Below are 18,588 nucleotides of genomic sequence, written 5' to 3' on the forward strand. Positions count from 1 at the left end.
GGTCACATCCGTTCGCGCCATTCGCTGTGTTGTCCACCTGCCACCCCGTGCGGCAGCGTCCTCTGCCATGGACACCGACCGGAGCTCCGCCCCCGTCCCCCGTCCCTTCCCCTTCCCCTTCTCCCTCTCCCGCCGTGAGCTGCTCGCCGCCGCCGGAGTCGCCGGAGCCGCCACCGCCCTCGGTCCCGCCCCGGCGGCGGCGCGGACCTCTGCCGGGACCTCGCTGATCCTCCGCCGGGCCACCAACGGCTCGGCCACCCTCTCGCCCGCCGGAGACCGGCTGATCGCCGAGGTCCAGAGCGTCCTGTGGTCGCTGCCGGGCAGCGGCGGCAGAGCCGTGCCCCTCACCCCGGCGGACCTCGAACCCGGCAGACCCGCCCACTCCCCGGACGGCGCGCTCATCGCGTTCAGCGCCTACCGGGACGGCGGCTTCCACCTGTGGACCATGCGCCCCGACGGAACGGAGCTGCGGCAGCGCACCGAAGGCCCCTGGGACGACCGGGGCCCCGCCTGGTCGCCGGACGGAACCCGAATCGCCTTCGCCTCCGAGCGCGCGGGGGACCCGGTGACCGGCGGCCCCTACCGCATCCATGTGCTGGAGCTGCGGACCGGCGCACTGACCCGGATCACCGGGACGGCCGGACAGGACGGCCCCGTACAGGACGGCCCCTGGGAGGACTTCGACCCCGTCTGGTCGCCGGACGGCGAACGGATCCTCTTCGTCCGGGCGCACGCCGTCACCACCCCCACCGGCCCCGCCCTGGCGGCCCGCACCATCGCCGCCGTCCCGGCCCGGGGCGCGGGCCCGGTCACCACCGTCCACACCGGGCCCGCGGACGCGCAGCTGATGACCCCGGCCCTCGCCCGCGACGGCCGGCTCGCCCATCTGCGGACCACCCCCGCGCCGAACGGCTCCTGCGTTCTCGTCGTCGACGGCGCACCCGTCGCGGTGGACGGGGACCTCGCGGCCGTGCCGCCGCGCTGGACGGCCGGCGGCGAGCTGCTGCTCACCGTGGACGGCCGGTTCACCCTCGTACGCCCCGACCGGCCGGGACAGCCCCGGCGGATCCCCTTCGAGGGCGTACTCCCCGTGACCCGGCCGCGCTACCGGGTCAAGGAGTACGACATCGGCGGCGCACGCGTACGCCCGGTGCGGGGCATCCATCTGCCCGCGCTCTCACCCGACGGGAAGAGCATCGCCTTCGCCGCGCTCAACACCCTCTGGCTGGCGGACGCCTCGGGCGCCCGCCCGCCCCGGAGTCTGCGCCGCTCGTCCCCCGTCCGCTATCTGCTCGGCCCCGTCTGGGCGCGCGACGGACGCTCCCTGCTGTACGCCGACGACCGCGACGGACTCCTCGGCGTCTACCGCCGCGATCTCGCCACGGGCGAGGAGCGCGCCCTCGCCACGGGCGGCCGGGTGCACCCCGCGCTCTCCCCGGACGGGGAACGGCTCGCCTGCCTCGACATGACCGGCGGACTGCGGGTGCGGGATCTGACGACCGGCGCCGAGCGGGTGCTCGCCGCCCCGCTCGGCGGCGGTGGCCTGCCCGGTCGCCCGAGCTGGTCGCCGGACGGCCGCTTCATCGCCCTCTGCGACCGCAACCGTCTCAATCTGCGCTTCCGCGAGGGCTACAACCTGATCCGGATCGTCGACTCCCGCACCGGCGACGACCGGCTCCACGCCGTGGCCCCCCATGGGTCCGTCTCCGACCGCTATGACTCCGGGCCCGTCTGGTCGCCCGACGGACGGCAGCTGGCGGTGATCGTCGAATCGGCGCTCTGTCTGCTGCCCGTCGCGCCCGACGGCTCCCCCCGAGGAGCGCTGCGCACCCTCACCGAGGAACCGGCCGACCATCCCTCCTGGTCCGGCGACTCACGGACGCTGCTCTATCTCTCGGGCGCCCGGCTCAGACTCATCGACGCGGCGGGCGGCCCGGCCCGTACCGTCCGCGTCCCCCTGGACGCGCGCAGACCCACGCCCGCCGACACGGTCATCCACGCCGGCCGGCTGTGGGACGGTACCGGCGACTCCGTACGGGACGACGCCGACATCGTCGTACGCGACGGCCGGATCGCCGCCGTCGAACCGCACCGCGCCCACCGCACCGCCGCGCTCCGGCGGATCGACGCCTCCCGGCGCACGGTCGTCCCGGGACTGTGGGACACCCACACCCACCCCTGGCAGAGCACCTACGGCGCCCGCCAGAGCGTCGGCCAGCTCACCTATGGCATCACCACCGCCGTCTCCCTCGGCGGATTCGCCTATGAACAGGCCCGAATACGCGAGGCGGTGACCTCCGGACAGCTCGCCGGACCCCGGCTGCTGACCACCGGGGAGCTGCTCGACGGCTCCCGTGTCGCGTACAGCATGGGACGCGCCCACCGCACCCGGGCGGGACTGCGGCGCAGCCTGGAACGCGGCGCCGCGCTCGACTGGGACAGCGTCAAGACCTATGTACGGGCCCCGGGCTGGATCATGGCGGAGGCCGCGCGGTTCGCCCATGAACGCCTCGGCGTGCGCGCCGGGAGCCATCTGCTGTCGCCCGGGATCCAGCTCGGACAGGATCTGACGACCCATCTCCAGGCCACCCAGCGAGCGGAGACCGGGCACGCGGTCACCGCCTCGGGACGCGCCTACGACGATCTGCTGGAGATCTACAGCGCGCGGGGAGCGGAATTCGGCCTCATCGCGACCCCGTTCACCGCCGCCGCCCTGGCCGGTCTGGACCCGGGGCTCGCCGACGACCCCCGGGTCACCAGGGTGATGCCGCCCTGGGACATCGCCGTCGTACGGCAGCAGACGAGCCGGCCGCCGAGCCCCGCGCAGCTGGAGACGCTGCGGGTGGAGACCGACGTGTACCGGCGGGTGCTGGACCGGGGCGGACTGGTCGCCCTCGGCACGGACGCGCCGCTCACCCCGGTCGGTCTCGCCCTCCATCTGGGGCTGCGCGCCCTGCACCGGGCGGGGCTGTCCCCGGCGGCGGCGCTGCGCACGGTGACCGTGCTGCCCGCCCGGCTCTTCGGGGCCGAGCGGGACCTCGGCACGGTGGAGCCGGGCAAGGCCGCCGATCTGACGGTGGTGGACGGCGATCCGTTCGACGACTTCGACACCATGGTCCGGACGGTCTCGGTGCTCAGGGGCGGGGTGCCGTATACGACCGGGGAGCTGGTGGCCGCGATGGAGCCGCCGCCGGAGCGGGCCCCGCGCGGGGAGGACGACTGGCTGCGGGTGGGGCGGCTGATGCTGGGCGGCGGCTGCTGTGACGCCCGTGACTGAGCCGCCGTCATCCGGCCGGCGCACCGGGGCTCCCTGAGCCGCCGCGCCGGGCCGGGCCGACGGCTGAACCAGGGGTGGACCGGGCCGCTGCCCGGTCCACCCCTCAGCAGATCCGCGGCAGCTGCTCCCCGAGGGGCAGATCGACGACCCTGGTGCCGCCGAACGCGGTCCGCGCCACCACCATTCCGGGATGGTCCGGCACACACGCGCCGATGACGGCCGCCGCCGCGCCCAGCGGATGGGCCCGCATCGCGGCGAGCACCCCGTCCGCGTGCTCACGCGGCACGAAGGCGACGAGCTTGCCCTCATTCGCCACATACATCGGGTCGAGACCGAGGACCGCGCAGGCGCTCGCGACCTGGGGCGGCACCGGCACCGCGCGCTCGTCGACGACCACTCCCGCACCGGCGGCGGCGGCGATCTCGTTGAGAGCGGCGGCCAGTCCGCCCCGGGTGGGGTCGCGCAGCACATGCAGATCGGGGGTGACGGCGAGCATCGCGTCCACCAGCCCGCCCAGGGCCGCGCAGTCGCTCTCGATCTCCACCCCGAACTCCAGGCCCTGCCGCATGCTCATGACCGCCACACCGTGCAGCCCGATCTCGCCGCTGAGGAGCACCACGTCGCCGGGTCTGGCGCGCTGCGGCCGGATGTCGACTCCCGGCGGGATCAGCCCGATGCCCGCGGTGTTGACGTAGACGCCGTCGCCGCGGCCCGACTCCACGACCTTGGTGTCGCCGGTCACCACCTCCACCCCCGCCGCGCGGGCGGCGTCCCCGAGCGCCCCGGCGATCCGGCCGACCACGGAGGTCTCCACCCCTTCCTCCAGAATGAAGGCGCAGGAGAGATAGGCCGCCCGGGCGCCGCTCATGGCGAGATCGTTGACCGTGCCGTTGACCGCGAGATCGCCGATGCAGCCGCCGGGGAAGAAGAGCGGGCGCACCACGAACGAGTCGGTGGAGAAGGCGAGCCGCGCCCCGCCGAGGCTGAGCGCGGCCGAGTCGCCGAGCGCGGCGAGCGTACGCCCGCCGAAGGCCGGCAGAAAGACGTTCTCCACCAGTTCGGCGGAGAGCGCGCCGCCCCCGCCGTGGCCCATCACCACCCGGGGGCTGTCCCGCAGCGGGGCCGGACAGGTCCAGCCGGAGGGGTCCGGCGCGATGGTGGTCAGGGTGTCGGCGTCAGACAACGGGAGTCGCCTCCTGAGGAGTCGCGGGAGCGCCGAGACGGCGGTAGAGGTAGTACGCGGCGCAGGCGCCCTCGGAGGACACCATGGTCGCGCCGAGCGGGGTGCGGGGGGTGCACTCGCCGCCGAACGCCTCGCACTGGTTCGGTTTGAGCAGCCCCTGGAGCACCTCGCCGCTGCGGCACCGTTCGGGCTCGCGGGTGCTGATGCCCGCCACGTCGAAGCGGTGCTCGGCGTCCTGCTCGCGGTAGCGGGGGGAGAGCCGCCAGCCGCTGCGCGGAATCGTCCCGATCCCGCGCCAGGCCCGGTCGGTGACCTCGAAGACATCCGCCAGCATGGCGCGCGCGGCGGGGTTGCCCTCCGGCCGTACCGCGCGCGGATAGGCGTTGTCGACGGTGTGCTCGCCGCGTTCCAGCTGGCGTACGGTCCGCCGGATGCCCTCCAGGATGTCCAGCGGCTCGAAGCCGGTGACGACGATCGGCACCCGGTGCCGGGCGGCCAGCTCCGGATACTCGTCCACGCCCATCACGCTGCACACATGCCCGGCGGCGAGAAAGCCCTGCACCCGGCAGTCGGGCGAGGTCATGACGGCCTCGATGGCGGGCGGCACCCGGACGTGCGAGACCAGCATGCTGAAGTTGCGGATGCCGTGCCGCCGGGCCTGATGCACGGTCATGGCGTTCGGCGGGGCGGTGGTCTCGAACCCGATGCCGAAGAACACGACCTCACGGTCCGGGTTCTCCCGCGCGATCCGCAGCGCGTCCAGCGGCGAGTACACCACCCGCACATCGCCGCCCTCGCTCCGGACCCGGAACAGATCGCGGTCGCTGCCCGGAACCCGGAGCATGTCCCCGAAGGAACAGAAGATCACCCCGGGTCTCGCGGCGATCTCCAGCGCCTTGTCGATGATCTCCAACGGGGTCACACAGACCGGGCACCCCGGGCCGTGGATCAGCTCGATCCCCTCGGGCAGCAGCTGGTCGATGCCGTGGCGGATGATGGTGTGCGTCTGCCCGCCGCACACCTCCATGAGCGCCCACGGCCGGGTCACCGCCGCCCTGATGTCGTCGAGCAGACCCCGCGCCAGCGCCGGGTCCGAGAACTCCTCCAGATATCTCACGGCTTCGCCTCCCCTCGCGGGCCGGCGTCCGCCGCCGCTTCCCATGGATCGCCGAACTCCTCCTGGAGCAGGCCGAGCTCGGCGAAGAGGGCGAGCGTTCTGCGCGCCGACTCCTCGTCCAGCCGCTGGAGCGCGAACCCGACGTGCACGATGGCGTACTCGCCCACCGCCAGATCCGGCAGATACTCCAGGCATACGTCCTTGACGACCCCGCCGAAGTCGACGACGGCCATCCGCGTGCCGTCCCGCTCGGCGATCTCCACCACCCTGCCGGGCACCGCCAGGCACATGGGGCGCTCTCCTCTCAGTCTTCAGCCTTCAGCCTTCGGGCTCCGGCGCCCGTGCGGCCACCATCAGCTGGCCCAGCGCCAGCCCTCCGTCGTTGGGCGGCACCAGCCGGTGCCGCAGCACGGTGAATCCGTCCGCCGCGAGCCCCTTTCCACAGGCGGAGAGCAGTACGGCGTTGCCGAAGACGCCGCCGGTGAGCGCGACCGTCTCCAGCCCGTGCCGCTCCCGGGCCGCCGCGCACAGCCGCCGTACGAGATCGGCGACCGCGGTATGGAAGCGGGCCGCCACCACTCCCGCGGGCGCTCCCGCCCGCAGCTCGGCGACCGCTTCGGCGAGCACGGGCGCGGGCTCGGCGATCAGCGGTCCGCCCGGGTCCCGCAGCGCGAAGCGGTAACCGTCCGCCGGGCCGTGGGCGTGGGCCGCCGCCTCCAGCTCGATGGCGGGCTGGGCCTCGTAACCGGCCCGCTGACAGACCCCGGCGAGCGCGGACACCGCGTCGAAGAGCCGGCCCATGCTGGAGGTGGGGACGGAGTGCAGCCCCGACGCCAGCTGATGCGCCAGCACCCGCCGCTCGTCGTCGGGGCAGGCCGCCGCGCACGCCAGATCGGCCGTCCAGGCGATCCCCGCCGCGCGCAGATGGGAGAGCGCCATCCGGTACGGCCGCGCCACCGCGGCGTCGCCGCCGGGCAGCGGCACATAGCCGAGATGGGCGAAGCGCCGGTAGCCGTCGTAGTCGGCGATGAGCACCTCGCCGCCCCAGACCGCGCCGTCGTCGCCGTACCCGGTGCCGTCGAAGGCGACGCCGATGACCCGCCGCCCGCCGTCCAGTCCGTTCTCCGCCATCGCCGCCGCGATATGCGCGTGATGGTGCTGCACCCGCGGCACGGGAGCGCCGGGCAGCAGCCGGGCGGTGCGCCGGGCCGAGCGGTAGCCGGGGTGGCGGTCGACGACCGCCGCCGTGGGCTCGACGCCGGTGACGGCGGTGAGATGCGCCACCGCGCGGTCGAAGGCGGTGAGCGTCGCCAGGTCGTCCATGTCGCCGATGTGGCCGGACAGCCAGGCCCGGCGGCCCTCGGCCACCGCGAACACGTTCTTGAGGTCGCCGCCCGCCGCGAGCACCGGCCGCACCGGCAGCGGCAGCGGTACGGGCGTGGGCACACAGCCGCGCGAACGCCGCAGCGGCAGCGGCAGACCGTCCACGACCCGCATCACGGAGTCGTCGCAGGGGACATGGATCCGCCGGTCGTGCGCCAGCCAGGCGTCGACCAGCGGAGCGAGCCGCTCCAGCGCCTCGCCGTCATCGGTGACGATGGGCTCGCCCGCGAGATTGGCGCTGGTCATCACGAGCAGCCGGGGCCCGTCGGGATCGCCCGGCAGCCCGAGCAGCAGCTGGTGCAGCGGGGTGTAGGGCAGCATCACCCCGAGGTCGGGGCCGCCCGGCGCGACCGCGTCCAGCGTCCGGTCCGCCCGGTCCCGGCGCAGCAGCACCACCGGCCGGACCGGGCCGGTCAGCAGCGCGCGTTCGGCCGGGCCGGGGCGGACCAGCTCCTCGACGTCCGCCAGTTCGCGCGCCATCAGCGCGAACGGCTTGTCGCCCCGGTTCTTGCGGCGGCGCAGCAGCGCGACCGTCGCCGCGTTCCGCGCGTCGCACGCCAGGTGGTAGCCGCCGACGCCCTTGACGGCCAGGATCGCCCCGTCCGCGAGGAGCCGCCGGGCGCCCGTGAGCGCCGCGTCCCCGCCGACCGGCGCACCCCCTTTGGCGCGGAGGGTGAGGCGCGGGCCGCAGGAGTGACAGGAGACGGGCTGCGCGTGGAAGCGGCGGTCGGCCGGATCGCGGTACTCCCGGGCGCACTCCGGGCACATCGGGAACTCCGCCATGGTCGTCCGCGTCCGGTCGTACGGCAGCGCGGTGACGATGGTGAAGCGCGGGCCGCAGTCGGTGCAGGTGATGAACGGATGGCGGTACCGCCGGTTCGCCGGGTCCGCGAGCTCGGCGAGACAGGCCGCGCAGGTCGCGGTGTCCGGCGGGATCAGCGACCGTCCCGGACCGCCGCCCGTCCGGGACGGGGCGATCGTGAACCCGGCGCCGCCCGTGACGGCGATGGCCTCATGGCGTACGGACGCCACCTGGGCCAGCGGCGGGGCGTCGGCCGCCACCCGGCGGCAGAAGGCGTCCACCGCCCGCGGCGGGCCCTCGACCTCGGCGAGCACCCCGTCCCCGGTGTTGACGACATGGCCGCGGAGCCCGAGCTCGGCGGCGAGCGTGACGACGAAGGGCCTGAACCCCACCCCCTGCACCACACCCTGGACGGCGACCCTGCGCCGCGACGGGGCAGCGGTCACAGCCGGTCCACCATCGGATGCCCGTGCCCGTGCCCGTGCCCGTGCTCGTGCTCGTGCTCGTGGTGCGGACGCGGACCCGCCCCGGCCGCCGTGGCGGGGTGCGGCGCGGAGTGCGCGTGCGCGCCGCTCTCCCCGAGCGGCCCGCCCGGGGAGTACCCCGGCGCGGCCTGGGCGGCGGCCATCACCGGGCGGTGCGCCGCGGCCCCGTCCCGTACGGCCAGGGCCCGCTCCAGCAGCGTCCCGACGCCGCGCCCTTCGCGAGCCGAGGTGAACACCACGTCCACCCCGGGGTTGACCCGCGCCACATTCCCGAGGAACGCGTCCTCGTCGAAGCCGACGGCCGCCGCGAGATCCGTCTTGGTCACCATCACCAGCTGGGCCAGCCCGAACGCGGTCGGATACTTCAGCGGCTTGTCCTCCCCCTCGGTCACCGCCGCGAGCGTCACCCGCAGCGTCTCGCCGAGGTCGTACACGGCCGGACAGACCAGATTCCCGACGTTCTCCACGAACAGCACCCGGGTGTCCGCGGGCAGCCAGCCCGCCAGATACCCGCGCAGCATCACGGCCTCCAGATGACAGAGCCCGTCCGTGCACACCTGCTGGACCGGGACCCCCGTACGGGCGAGGCGCCGCGCGTCGTTCTCGGTGGCCAGATCGGCCGTGAGCGCCGCCACCGGCACCTCGCGCGCCCGCGCCAGGGCGAGTTCGGCCTCCAGCAGCGCCGTCTTCCCGCTCCCCGGGCTGGAGAGCAGATTGACGGCGACCGTTCCCCTGGCGGCCAGCTCGGCCCGCAGCGCCCGCGCGCTGTCGTCGTTGCGGGCGAGGACCGCCTGCCGGAGATCGGTCGTACGGCACATGGGGTTTCCGCCTTTCGGGTCAGCCCTGGGCGGGCAGCGGGCCCTCGGCCCACTCCACACCGCGGATTCGCAGTTCACGTCCCGTCAGCAGCTCCACCCGGGTCCCGCCGCCGCAGCCCGGACAGCCCAGGTCGGGCGGCATGCCCGCGTACCACTCGACGGCGCAGCCGGCACAGCGCGCCCTGGCCCGGACGCTCCGTGTCGTCAGCGTCGCCCCCTCCAAGGCCGTGCCCTCGCAGACCAGGGAGAAGCAGAAGTCCAGCGCCCGGGGCACCACCCCGGCGAGCTCGCCGACGTCCAGCCGTACCGTCGCCACGGCCGTGAAGCCCTGCTCCCGGGCCGCCCGTTCCACCTGGTCCACGACGGCCGCCGCGATCGACATCTCGTGCATCGGCACTCCCACGGCGGTCCACGGCGGCTGACAGCGGCTCCCTTGCGGCCCGGGTTCCCTTGCACGGCCCGGGCTCCATTGCACGGCCCGGCGGCGGCGCGGGCCGGGAGCCACGCCGCCGGGCCGTCCCCGTCGGCCCCATTCGCAGCAGCGCGGCCGGCGGCACGGGGAGCGGGGGAGCGGGGGAGCGGCCCCGCGCCTCACATCCGGGAGATCTGTAGATAGCGCTTGATATCGGGCAGGGTCTGCCAGATCAGCACCCCGACCACGGCCGCGAGGGCCGTACCGAACACGGTTTTCAGCATGATGACGCCTTTCTCTCGGACCGCTCGGACTGCTCTGACCGCTCGGACCGTTCGGCCCCCGAGCTCATTCCCTGGTCCCGCGCGCCCTCCTCCAGGACGATCCGCAGGACCAGCCGCGCCGCCTCCTCGACGGCCGCCGCGACCGGGGCGCTCAGCCCGATGCCCTCGTCCAGCGAGGCGGGCTCGCACCCCACGACCAGCACCCGCTGCGGCGGCAGCCCCCCGGTGCCCGCGCTCAGCGTGGCGAGCAGCCCCAGCACCGCGTCCGGGCCCATCCGGTGCCCGTCCAGCGCCGCCGGGCCGGCCCCGCACTCCACCGGGCCGGTCTCCGCCTCGATCAGATACACCGTGCCGGGGGGCCCGCCCCGGGCCGTGGCGTCGACCAGCACCAGCGTCCGGTAACCGTCGAGGAGCTGATACGCCAGATGGACCCCGCGCACCCCGAAGTCGACCGCCTCGACCCCGTCCGGGACCCCGAGCTCGCCCAGCCGCCGGACGGTCTCGACCCCGAACCCGTCGTCGCCGAGGAAGACATTGCCCACCCCCGCCACCAGCACCCGCCGACCGCTCACGACGCCTCCACCGGAGCGACCTCATCCGGCTGGAAGTACCGGAACCGGCCTTGCAGACGCCAGAGATCCGCGCCCGGATCGCCCTCCACCGTCACTGCCAGATGCACCGAGCCGTCGACGTCGTGCAGCACCGCCTCGACCAGCCCGGTGCACCCGTGCAGAAAGAGATCCTGCGCGTCGGTGCGGCGGCGGCCCGGCTTCAGCAGCACCCGGCTGCCCGCGCCGACCGGATGACCGTCGATCAGCACCCGGTCCCGGCCCGGATCCACCTCCCGGTCCGCGCCCGGATCCCACCAGGGCTGCTCCGGCGCCCCGGACGCGGGGGCCGCGCGCAGCTCCCGCACCGCGCCGTGCAGCCGCTCCAGCACCTCGGGCGGCAGCGAGTCGGCGAGGTCGATCACCGCGCCCGCCCGGGCGTCGGTCCCCCGGGCCTCGCGCTTCTCCCGGTCGGTCAGGGCCGCCGTGCGCAGCGCGAGGATCTCGTCGATCTCGGTGGCGTCATAGAGCGCCCCCGGGCTCTCCGGGGCGATCCGCGGATGGTCCTCCAGAATGATCGGCGAGGAGAGCAGCACATCGCCTCGGCCGTCCGCCCCGGCCAGCACCGGCCAGGTGTGCTCATTGCGGCACTCGGCCACCGCCCCGGCCGCCCACCGGGGCGGGTCGGCCGACGACAGAAAGGTGCCCCGGTCGAGGGCGAGCAGCAGATGCGCCGAGACCAGCGAGTGCGGCAGCGCGGACTCCCGGGACGCGCCGTCCCACGGGTCCCACGCCCCGGTGTTCTCCACCACGGCGGTCAGCCGCAGCGCCCCGTACGGGCCGGGGAGCTCCCGGGCGCTCAGCCGGATCACCCCGCTGACCTCCTCCCGCGCGCACAGCAGCCGTCCCGCCCGGACGCCCGCCTCGTCGAGCGGCTCCTCCTCCCGCCGCGCGGGCAGCCGGAAGCGGTGCACGGCGCCGCCGTCCCGGGTCAGCCCCGCCACCGGGACCAGCAGCGCGATCCGCTCCTCCAACCCCTCGTCCCAGGGCAGCACCACCCGGTCGGCCAGCGCCAGTTCCGGGACCGTCTCATAGCCGCCGTCGTCCAGCGCGCGCTGCACGGTTCTGCGCCGCGCCCGCAGAAAGCGCAGCTCGACCGCGAGGAGCGAGCCGTGCCGGGGCTCGATCAGACACTCGGTCCGCTGATGGGAGTGCTCGCCGCTGTCCGCGCCGTAGGAGGGCGGCACCAGGACGCCGAACTGCCAGCGCAGCCGGTTCTTGGCGGCGGACGCCCGGTACGGATAGAGGACATAGCCTTCGAACAGCACCGCGTCGGCGATCTGCCGCGCCTGGGCGAGCCCGGCCTCCAGCGCGGCGGGAAAGCCGCCCGGCACGGCCGCGTACGGCTGCCGCGCCGGCTCGCCGGGGTCCGGGGCCGCGTCGCGTTCCGGGGCGAGGCCCGTCACCGTACGCCCTCCGCCGTCTCCGCGGTTTCTGCCGTCTCCGCCGTCTCCGCCGTGGTGAGCAGCGTCCGTACGGTCTCCTCCCAGGAGGGCAGCGCCCGCCGTGCGCGGAAGGCGAGCAGCCCGTCGATGACGTCGCCGGGCAGCCGCAGCCAGCCACAGCCCGGGAAGTGCTGCTCGATCATCTCCCGCCACACCCGCACCGGGAGCCTGACGGCCGCCTCCCGGTCCCAGGGCACCGGACTGACCTGGAAGCCGCTGGGGCCGCTGAACGCGGTGCCGGAGAACAGCAGCAGCAGCGGTACGTCTCCCTCGTCCAGGGCCCGGAAGTACCGGGTGGCGGCGATGTCCAGGTCATAGGTGCACGGCACCGGCACATCGACCTCGGTCTCGCCGGTGAAGCCGGGCACCATCAGCGGCACCTGGGCGAACTGGATGGGGTGGAGCGTGCTGCCCCAGCGGGAGCGTTCGCCGAACAGATCGGTGAGCCGTTCGCCCTCGGCCTCCGCGTAGAACCGGCGCGCGGGCTCGATCCGCAGCTGGCAGCGGAGCGCCAGCGCGTGCACCCGGGTCTCCTGGGGCGCGGTGATCCGCAGCCGGAAGACCAGGGTGGGCCCGGCGGCGTGCCGGTCGGCCCGGACGTCCGTACAGATGAAATCCAGGTCCGTCATGCCGGAGCCTCCTTCGGCAGGGGCCGCGCCCGGGCTTCCAGCGCGGCGAAGAAGGCGTCGAGCTCGGCATGGGCCTCGGCCCCGCCGTCGAAGCCCTGCCAGCGCAGCCGCATCCGGCCCACCAGTTCGTAACAGAGGTCCACCGGGACCAGCAGGCACTGGATGCGGTCCCGGGTGCGGCGCAGCAGCAGCGCCTCCACATCGGGCTCCAGGGCCGCCGCCAGCCGGCTGCGGCCGAACACCGTCCGCCAGACGGCCGGTTCCAGTTCGGCCTCGGTGGCTCCGGCCGGGCTGGGGTAGCAGAGCACCGGTCGCGCCGAGTCCGCGCCGCGCAGCAGGAACGCGGTGGTGACGGGGATGCGCAGGGCCGCCCAGGCGGCGTCGTCGAGGCCGTTGACGGGGTCGGTGAGGACCCGGTCGGGGACGGCGCGATAGCGCCCGCCGCCCGCGCCGGGCTGCTGGAACAGCAGGGCGCAGGCGGTACAGGCGCAGGCCAGGGCGCGTTCCCCGGTGTCCGCGAGATGCCGGTGGCCGGCGGGCAGGCCCGTGCCGCAGAAGGCGCAGCGCTCCGGCCGCGGGGGCGCGGGGCGGCGCAGGCCGCGCAGCAGATCGGCGCCGGGGCGGGAGAGCTGACGCACGCTCACCGTGCCTCCGCCGGTTGTGCCGACTGCGCCGGTTGCGCCGACTGCGCCGGTTGCGCTGTGGCCCTCCCGCCGGGCCCCGGCCGGTCCGCCCGCGGCGGACCGGCCCCGATCTGGAGCAGGGCGGGCTCCCGCTCCCAGACGATCGACGTCACCTCCGGCGCATGGCAGGCGAGCAGCCCCTCCAGCTCCTCCGCACCGCCTGCGCAGCCGCAGCCCCCGCCGCCCGCCCGCCGCAGGGTGAGGGCGCCGCTGCCGGGGTCGAAGCCGACGAGCCCGGCGTGCGCGCGCGGCAGCGCGGCGAGCGCCCGCTCGACGCGTGCGCCCACCGGCTCCGGATGCAGCTCGTGCAGCACCAGCAGCCCGGCCGCCGCCGGATCGTCGAGCACGGAGTCCAGGGCGTGCGGCGGCAGCCCCCGGACGATCCCGGCGAGCCCCTCGCCGTAGAACGACATCAGCTCGCGGACCAGCTCCTCGCCCGCCTCCCGCGCCCCGCCGCCCGCCAGCCGGTCGAGGGCCAGCTGCACCCGTACGCCGGTCTGTTCCGCGGTCATCCGCCCAGTCCGCTCAGACCGGTCGGCACATGCAGCTGCTTGAGGGTGCGGCCCCCGCCCACGTACATATGCACCCCGCAGGGCAGACAGGGGTCGAAGCTGCGTACGGCGCGCATGATGTCGATGCCCTTGAAGGAGTCCGGGGAGTTCTCCTCGAAGATCGGGGTGTTCTGCACGGCGTCCTCGTAGGGGCCGGGGGTGCCGAAGCTGTCCCGGACGCTGGCGTTCCAGGGCGTCGGCGGATACGGATGGTAGTTGGCGATCTTCCCGTCGCGGATGACCATGTGGTGGGAGAGCACCCCGCGCACCGCCTCGGTGAAGCCGCAGCCGATGGACTCGTCCGGCACCTCGAACTTCTCCCAGGTCTGGCTGCGCCCGGCCCGTACCTCGGCGAGCGCCTTCTCGGTGAAGTGGAGCGCCGCGGCAGCCGCGTACGCCTGGAAGTAGGTACGGGCGCGGTTGCGCTCGATGGCGTTGCTCCAGGCGGGGATCTTCCACTCGAAGGTGGTCTCCGGCTTGGTCATCGAGCGGGGCAGGGTGATCCGCACGCTGTGCCCGGTGGCCTTGATGTAGCCGATGTCGACCAGCCCGGAGAGCGCGGTGGACCAGAGCCGGGCGAGCGGGCCGCCGCCGGTGTCCAGCGCGAGATAGTCCTTGCCGTCGAACCAGCGGGGGGACATCACCCAGCTGTATTTGTCGTCGAAGTCGCGCTTCTGCGGGGCGGGGATGGTGTGCTGGTTCCATGGATGCCGCGGGTCGACCGGGTTGCCCAGCGGGTCATGGGTGACGAAGAGCTCCTTGCCCTCCCAGTCCTGGTAGTAGGAGCTGCCCAGCAGGATCCGGATGCCGAGGTTGATCTCGGTGAGATCGTTGGTGATCAGCTTGCCGTCCACGATGACGCCCGGGGTGACGAACATCTTCCGGCCCCAGTCCGTCATATTGCGGTAGGTGAAGTCGCAGTGGTCCGGGTCGTTGAGGCTGCCCCAGCAGCCCAGCAGCACACGGCGGCGGCCGACCTCCTCATAGCCGGGGAGCGCCTCGTAGAAGAAGTCGAAGAGATCGTCGTGGAGCGGCACGACCTTCTTCATGAACTCCACATAGCGCATCAGCCGGGTGAGGTAGTCGGTGAACAGCTGCACCGTCGCCACCGTGCCGACGCCGCCGGGGTAGAGCGTGGAGGGGTGCACATGGCGTCCCTCCATCAGACAGAACATCTCCCGGGTGTAGCGGCTGACCTGGAGCGCCTCCCGGTAGAACTCGCCCTCGATCGGGTTGAGCGAGCGCATGATGTCGGCGATGGTCCGGTAGCCGTGCTCCCCGGCGTGCGGAGCCTCGGTGCGCTCGGCCATCTCCAGTACGCCCGGGTTGGTCTCGCGGACCATCCGCTCGCAGTAGTCGACCCCGACCAGGTTCTCCTGGAAGATGTTGTGATCGAACATGTACTCGGCCGATTCGCCGAGGTTGATGATCCATTCACCGAGGTGCGGCGGCTTCACCCCGTACGCCATGTTCTGGGTGTAGACCGAGCACGTGGCGTGGTTGTCACCGCAGATGCCGCAGATCCGGCTGGTGATGAAGTGGGCGTCGCGCGGGTCCTTGCCGCGCATGAAGACGCTGTAGCCGCGGAAGACCGATGAGGTGCTGTAGCACTCCGCGACCTTCTTCTGCTTGAAGTCGATCTTCGTATGGATGCCCAGGCTGCCCACGATCCGGGTGATCGGATCCCAGTTCATCTCCACGAGGCCGTCGCCGGCCGCCTTCGTCGTCGCTGTCATCGTGCCTTGAGTGCCTTCCGTACCTTGAGTGCCTTGAGTGCCTTACGTGCTCTACGGGACCGGGCGGCGGGCAGGCGCCCGCCCCTGCGGTCACCAGGGGGTGCGGTATCCGGTCGCCAGCCGGCGTCCGGTGTGACGCCACTTGGGCTCCTTGTCGACCGTCTTCAGCGTGATCGAGCGCAGCCGGCGGATCAGCGCGCCGTACGCGGCGCTGGCGTCGCTCGACACATGCGATCCGGGCGGGGGGTCCATGAACGGCATGAACTTGTCGGGGAAGCCCGGCATGGTGCAGGCGATGCAGATGCCGCCGACGTTGGGGCAGCCGCCGACGCCGTTGATCCAGCCGCGTTTGGCGACATTGCACTTGACCACGGGACCCCAGCAGCCCAGCCGCACCAGGCACTCCGGGGTGCCGTACTCCGTGGCGAACTGACCCTGCTCGTAGTAGCCGCCCCGGTCACAGCCCTCGTGCACGGTCGCGCCGAACAGCCAGGCGGGGCGGAGCTTGTCGTCCAGCGGGATCATCGGGGCGGAGCCGGCCAGCTGATAGAGCAGATAGGTGAGGGTCTCCGCGAAGTTGTCGGGCTGGATCGGGCAGCCGGGCACACAGACGATCGGCAGCCCGGCCTTGGACTTCCAGTCCCAGCCGAGATAGTCGGGCACCCCCATTGCGCCGGTCGGGTTACCCGCCATGGCGTGGATGCCGCCGTAGGTCGCGCAGGTGCCGATGGCGACGACGGCGGTGGCCTTGGCGGCGAGCCGGTCCAGCCACTCGCTGGTGGTGATGGGCTGACCGGTGGCGGGATCGTCGCCGAAGCCGCACCAGTAACCCTCCGCCTTGATCTCCTCATTGGGAATGGAGCCCTCGACGACCAGGACGAAGGGGTCGAGCTCGCCCCGGTCCGCCCTGAAGAACCACTCGATGAAACTGTCCGCGCCCTGGACGGGGCCGCACTCGAAGTCGATGAGGGGCCAGTGCACGGCGATCTTCGGCAGACCCGGCAGAGCGCCGGTGACGATCTCCTCGATGCTGGGCTGCATGGCGGCGGTCAGGGAGACCGAGTCTCCGTCGCAGCTGAGGCCCGCGTTGATCCAGAGGATGTGCACCACGTCGGTCTCGGTGTCGCCTGCGGCTGTCGTGGTCATGAGAGTGCCTCCCTGAAAAGGGATGAGTTATGCGAAACAGCTCATAAGCTTCATAGCATCTCATCGGCGAGCGCGTCGGCCGGAAGAGCCGGGGTGGTCGCCCGGAAAGCCGCGAACCCGCAGAGCCGTCCGGATGACCGGACGGCTCTGCGGGTCTCCCGGCCGTCAGGCCGGGCGGGTGGGGTCGGGCCGGGGCACGGCCGGCGGGGGGAGCCCCCCCCCGACGGTGCGCCCGGGCGCTGCTCTCAGACGCGTACGTCCACGGAGGCGCGGCGCAGCGCGTGCAGCGCGGCGCGGACCTCGGCGGCGCACACCACGGCGATGCCCACGCTCATCACCACGGCGAACGCGCCGATCACCGTGTCCGGGCCGAAGGTCTCCGTGGCCGCGTACGCCAGGAAGGAGGCGGCGATCGCCAGTTCCCCGAGGGCCAGACAGACCAGCCACGCGGTGCGGAGCAGGCCGTGGACGCCCTCACGGACCCGCTCCACCGCCAGCAGCGCGGCCCCGCCGGCCATGACGACCAGAATCCCGATGACGACCGTGCCGTACAGCAGCAGCCCGGAGGCGGAGGGCGCGTTGTGGTCCACCGCCGCGGTGTCCGGCCCGAGCGCGCCGAGCAGGATCTGGGTCAGGGCGACATAGGCGACCTGCCCGATGAGCAGCGTCGCCGCGATGCGGCGGCCGAGCGGATGTGTCATGCCGTACTCCTCCGGGGATGTGCGCCGAGCTTGATCCACATCCTGCCCGCCGCCTCCGCGCGCCGTGCGGGCGGCCCCGGGTACCCGCTCCGTCCGGCCCCGCGGGCTCCCGGTCCGGCGACGCGCGGAACGGGGCGGTCGCCCGCTCCGCGCGCCGCTCCGCCGGGGTCAACGGCCCTGGAGAGCCCTGACGTTGTCGCCGAAGGTCCAGTTCCGTGCGCCGTCCCAGTTGAGGGACCAGGTCATCAGGCCCTTCAGCTGGTTGTTGTAGGAGTTCCAGGCCTGCGCCACCAGACTCGGCGACATATGGCCGCCGCCCGCGCCCTGCTGCGCCGGAAGCCCGGGGGCCTGCTTGTCGTAGGGCACCCTGATGGTGGTCCCCTGGATGACCAGACCCCGGTTGAGACAGTCCGTCTGCGCCTTGAATCCGGCCACGGTCCCGGCGGCGTACGAGTCGCCGGAACAGCCGTACATGCTGCCGTTGTAGTACTGCATGTTCAGCCACCAGAGCCGGCCGTTGTCCGCGTACTTCTTGACGATGGGCAGATACGAGCCCCAGATCGAGCCGTAGGCCACGCTGCCGCCGGTGACATAGGCCGTCTCCGGCGCCATCGTCAGACCGAAGTTCGACGGCATCTGGGCGAGCACCCCGTCGATGATGCGGATCAGATTCGACTGCGAGGCCGACAGCTGGTTGATGTTGCCGCTGCCGACCAGACCGGTCTCGATGTCGATGTCGATTCCGTCGAAATTGAACTTCTTCAGGATCGGGACGATGGTCGCCACGAAGCGGTCGGCGACGGCGCTGGAGCTGAGGTCGATCCCGGCCGCCGCACCGCCGATGGACATCAGGATGGTGAGACCGTCCTGTTTGGCCTGGCACATCTCGGCGGGGGTCGGGACCTTCACCGTGTTGTCCATCCCGTTCTCCCACAGGACGGTGCCGTCCGAGCGGATGACCGGGAAGGCGGCGTTGATCACGTTGTAACCGTGGGCGCGGATACGTGAGTCGGTGACCGGGATCCAGCCGAGCGGCGGATGGACCCCGTTCGCCGCGCCGTCCCAGTTCTCCCAGTATCCCTGGAGCACCTTGCCCGCGGGCTTCGACTTGACCGCGCAGGTGTCGGCCAGGGGCGCCGCGGCGGGTGCGGGGGCCGCCGCGGCCGGGAGTTGTACGAGGAATGCCATCGCCAGTCCGGCGCCGAGCAGACGGAGCGTCCTGTGGAACATGCCGAGCTCCCTTCGAACCATTGGTGCCATGGATGCCGTTCAGGTGTGACGGGCCGGCCGGACCACGGTGCGCAGGAGGGGAAGGGGGCGGTGGGGGG

17 protein-coding genes are annotated in these 18,588 nt (G+C 73.3%); 1 reads left to right on the forward strand and 16 read right to left on the reverse strand.

What is annotated here, in order from left to right; translation table 11 throughout:
• Nucleotides 1-67: 67 nt before the first annotated feature.
• The gene (locus FF041_RS35375) at nt 68-3,277 is read left to right on the forward strand and encodes an amidohydrolase family protein (protein WP_153526587.1); all 3,210 of its coding nucleotides are present in this window, start codon (nt 68-70) and stop codon (nt 3,275-3,277) included.
• 103 nt (nt 3,278-3,380) lie between these two features.
• Here the strand turns inward: FF041_RS35375 and hypE are convergent, their stop codons facing one another.
• The 16 genes from hypE to FF041_RS35450 form a co-directional block, all read right to left on the reverse strand.
• On the reverse strand, nt 3,381-4,460 hold the full coding sequence (gene hypE, locus FF041_RS35380) for a hydrogenase expression/formation protein HypE (protein ID WP_323393645.1): 1,080 nt from the start codon (nt 4,458-4,460) through the stop codon (nt 3,381-3,383).
• On the reverse strand, nt 4,453-5,577 hold the full coding sequence (hypD, locus tag FF041_RS35385) for a hydrogenase formation protein HypD (RefSeq protein ID WP_323372440.1): 1,125 nt from the start codon (nt 5,575-5,577) through the stop codon (nt 4,453-4,455). The genes hypE and hypD overlap by 8 nt, the downstream gene beginning before the upstream one ends.
• Complete coding sequence (locus FF041_RS35390; protein ID WP_153487177.1) at nt 5,574-5,867, reverse strand: HypC/HybG/HupF family hydrogenase formation chaperone; 294 nt, start codon at nt 5,865-5,867, stop codon at nt 5,574-5,576. Before FF041_RS35390 ends, hypD begins: the two co-directional genes overlap by 4 nt.
• Nucleotides 5,868-5,895: 28 nt before the next feature.
• A complete protein-coding gene (gene hypF / locus FF041_RS35395) occupies nt 5,896-8,208 on the reverse strand; it encodes a carbamoyltransferase HypF (RefSeq protein ID WP_323393647.1) in 2,313 nt (770 codons plus the stop codon).
• Nucleotides 8,205-9,065 carry a hydrogenase nickel incorporation protein HypB gene (gene hypB / locus FF041_RS35400; RefSeq protein WP_153526588.1) on the reverse strand — a complete coding sequence of 287 codons (861 nt, stop codon included), beginning with the start codon at nt 9,063-9,065 and terminating at the stop codon, nt 8,205-8,207. Before hypB ends, hypF begins: the two co-directional genes overlap by 4 nt.
• A gap of 19 nt (nt 9,066-9,084) precedes the next feature.
• Entirely contained in the window at nt 9,085-9,456 is a 372-nt protein-coding gene (locus FF041_RS35405) for a hydrogenase maturation nickel metallochaperone HypA/HybF (RefSeq protein ID WP_153526589.1), read from the reverse strand.
• A gap of 200 nt (nt 9,457-9,656) precedes the next feature.
• Nucleotides 9,657-9,761, reverse strand: coding sequence for a DUF6893 family small protein (locus tag FF041_RS40715; protein ID WP_398700636.1), 105 nt, complete (start codon nt 9,759-9,761; stop codon nt 9,657-9,659).
• A complete protein-coding gene (locus FF041_RS35410; protein ID WP_323393649.1) occupies nt 9,755-10,333 on the reverse strand; it encodes a hydrogenase maturation protease in 579 nt (192 codons plus the stop codon). Before FF041_RS35410 ends, FF041_RS40715 begins: the two co-directional genes overlap by 7 nt.
• Nucleotides 10,330-11,703, reverse strand: a complete 1,374-nt coding sequence (locus tag FF041_RS35415) for a hypothetical protein (RefSeq protein WP_323393659.1) — start codon at nt 11,701-11,703, stop codon at nt 10,330-10,332. Before FF041_RS35415 ends, FF041_RS35410 begins: the two co-directional genes overlap by 4 nt.
• A 68-nt stretch (nt 11,704-11,771) precedes the next feature.
• Nucleotides 11,772-12,443 (reverse strand): DUF6084 family protein, encoded by a 672-nt coding sequence (locus FF041_RS35420; protein ID WP_153526590.1) that lies wholly within the window; start codon nt 12,441-12,443, stop codon nt 11,772-11,774.
• Entirely contained in the window at nt 12,440-13,087 is a 648-nt protein-coding gene (locus FF041_RS35425) for a DUF5947 family protein (protein ID WP_407698227.1), read from the reverse strand. Before FF041_RS35425 ends, FF041_RS35420 begins: the two co-directional genes overlap by 4 nt.
• Nucleotides 13,084-13,638 (reverse strand): thioredoxin, encoded by a 555-nt coding sequence (locus FF041_RS35430; protein WP_228388875.1) that lies wholly within the window; start codon nt 13,636-13,638, stop codon nt 13,084-13,086. Before FF041_RS35430 ends, FF041_RS35425 begins: the two co-directional genes overlap by 4 nt.
• The gene (locus FF041_RS35435) at nt 13,635-15,413 is read right to left on the reverse strand and encodes a nickel-dependent hydrogenase large subunit (RefSeq protein ID WP_153526591.1); all 1,779 of its coding nucleotides are present in this window, start codon (nt 15,411-15,413) and stop codon (nt 13,635-13,637) included. The genes FF041_RS35430 and FF041_RS35435 overlap by 4 nt, the downstream gene beginning before the upstream one ends.
• Before the next feature lie 90 nt (nt 15,414-15,503).
• Nucleotides 15,504-16,559, reverse strand: coding sequence for an NADH-quinone oxidoreductase subunit B family protein (locus FF041_RS35440; RefSeq protein WP_153526592.1), 1,056 nt, complete (start codon nt 16,557-16,559; stop codon nt 15,504-15,506).
• Nucleotides 16,560-16,804: 245 nt separating this feature from the next.
• Entirely contained in the window at nt 16,805-17,260 is a 456-nt protein-coding gene (locus tag FF041_RS35445) for a hypothetical protein (RefSeq protein WP_153526593.1), read from the reverse strand.
• 168 nt (nt 17,261-17,428) lie between these two features.
• Nucleotides 17,429-18,490: a chitinase gene (locus FF041_RS35450; RefSeq protein WP_153526594.1), complete on the reverse strand. Its 1,062-nt coding sequence runs from the start codon at nt 18,488-18,490 to the stop codon at nt 17,429-17,431.
• Nucleotides 18,491-18,588 lie beyond the last annotated feature (98 nt).

Origin of the sequence: Streptomyces jumonjinensis, from assembly GCF_009600885.1 — a bacterium.
In the GTDB taxonomy this organism is placed as follows: domain Bacteria; phylum Actinomycetota; class Actinomycetes; order Streptomycetales; family Streptomycetaceae; genus Streptomyces; species Streptomyces jumonjinensis.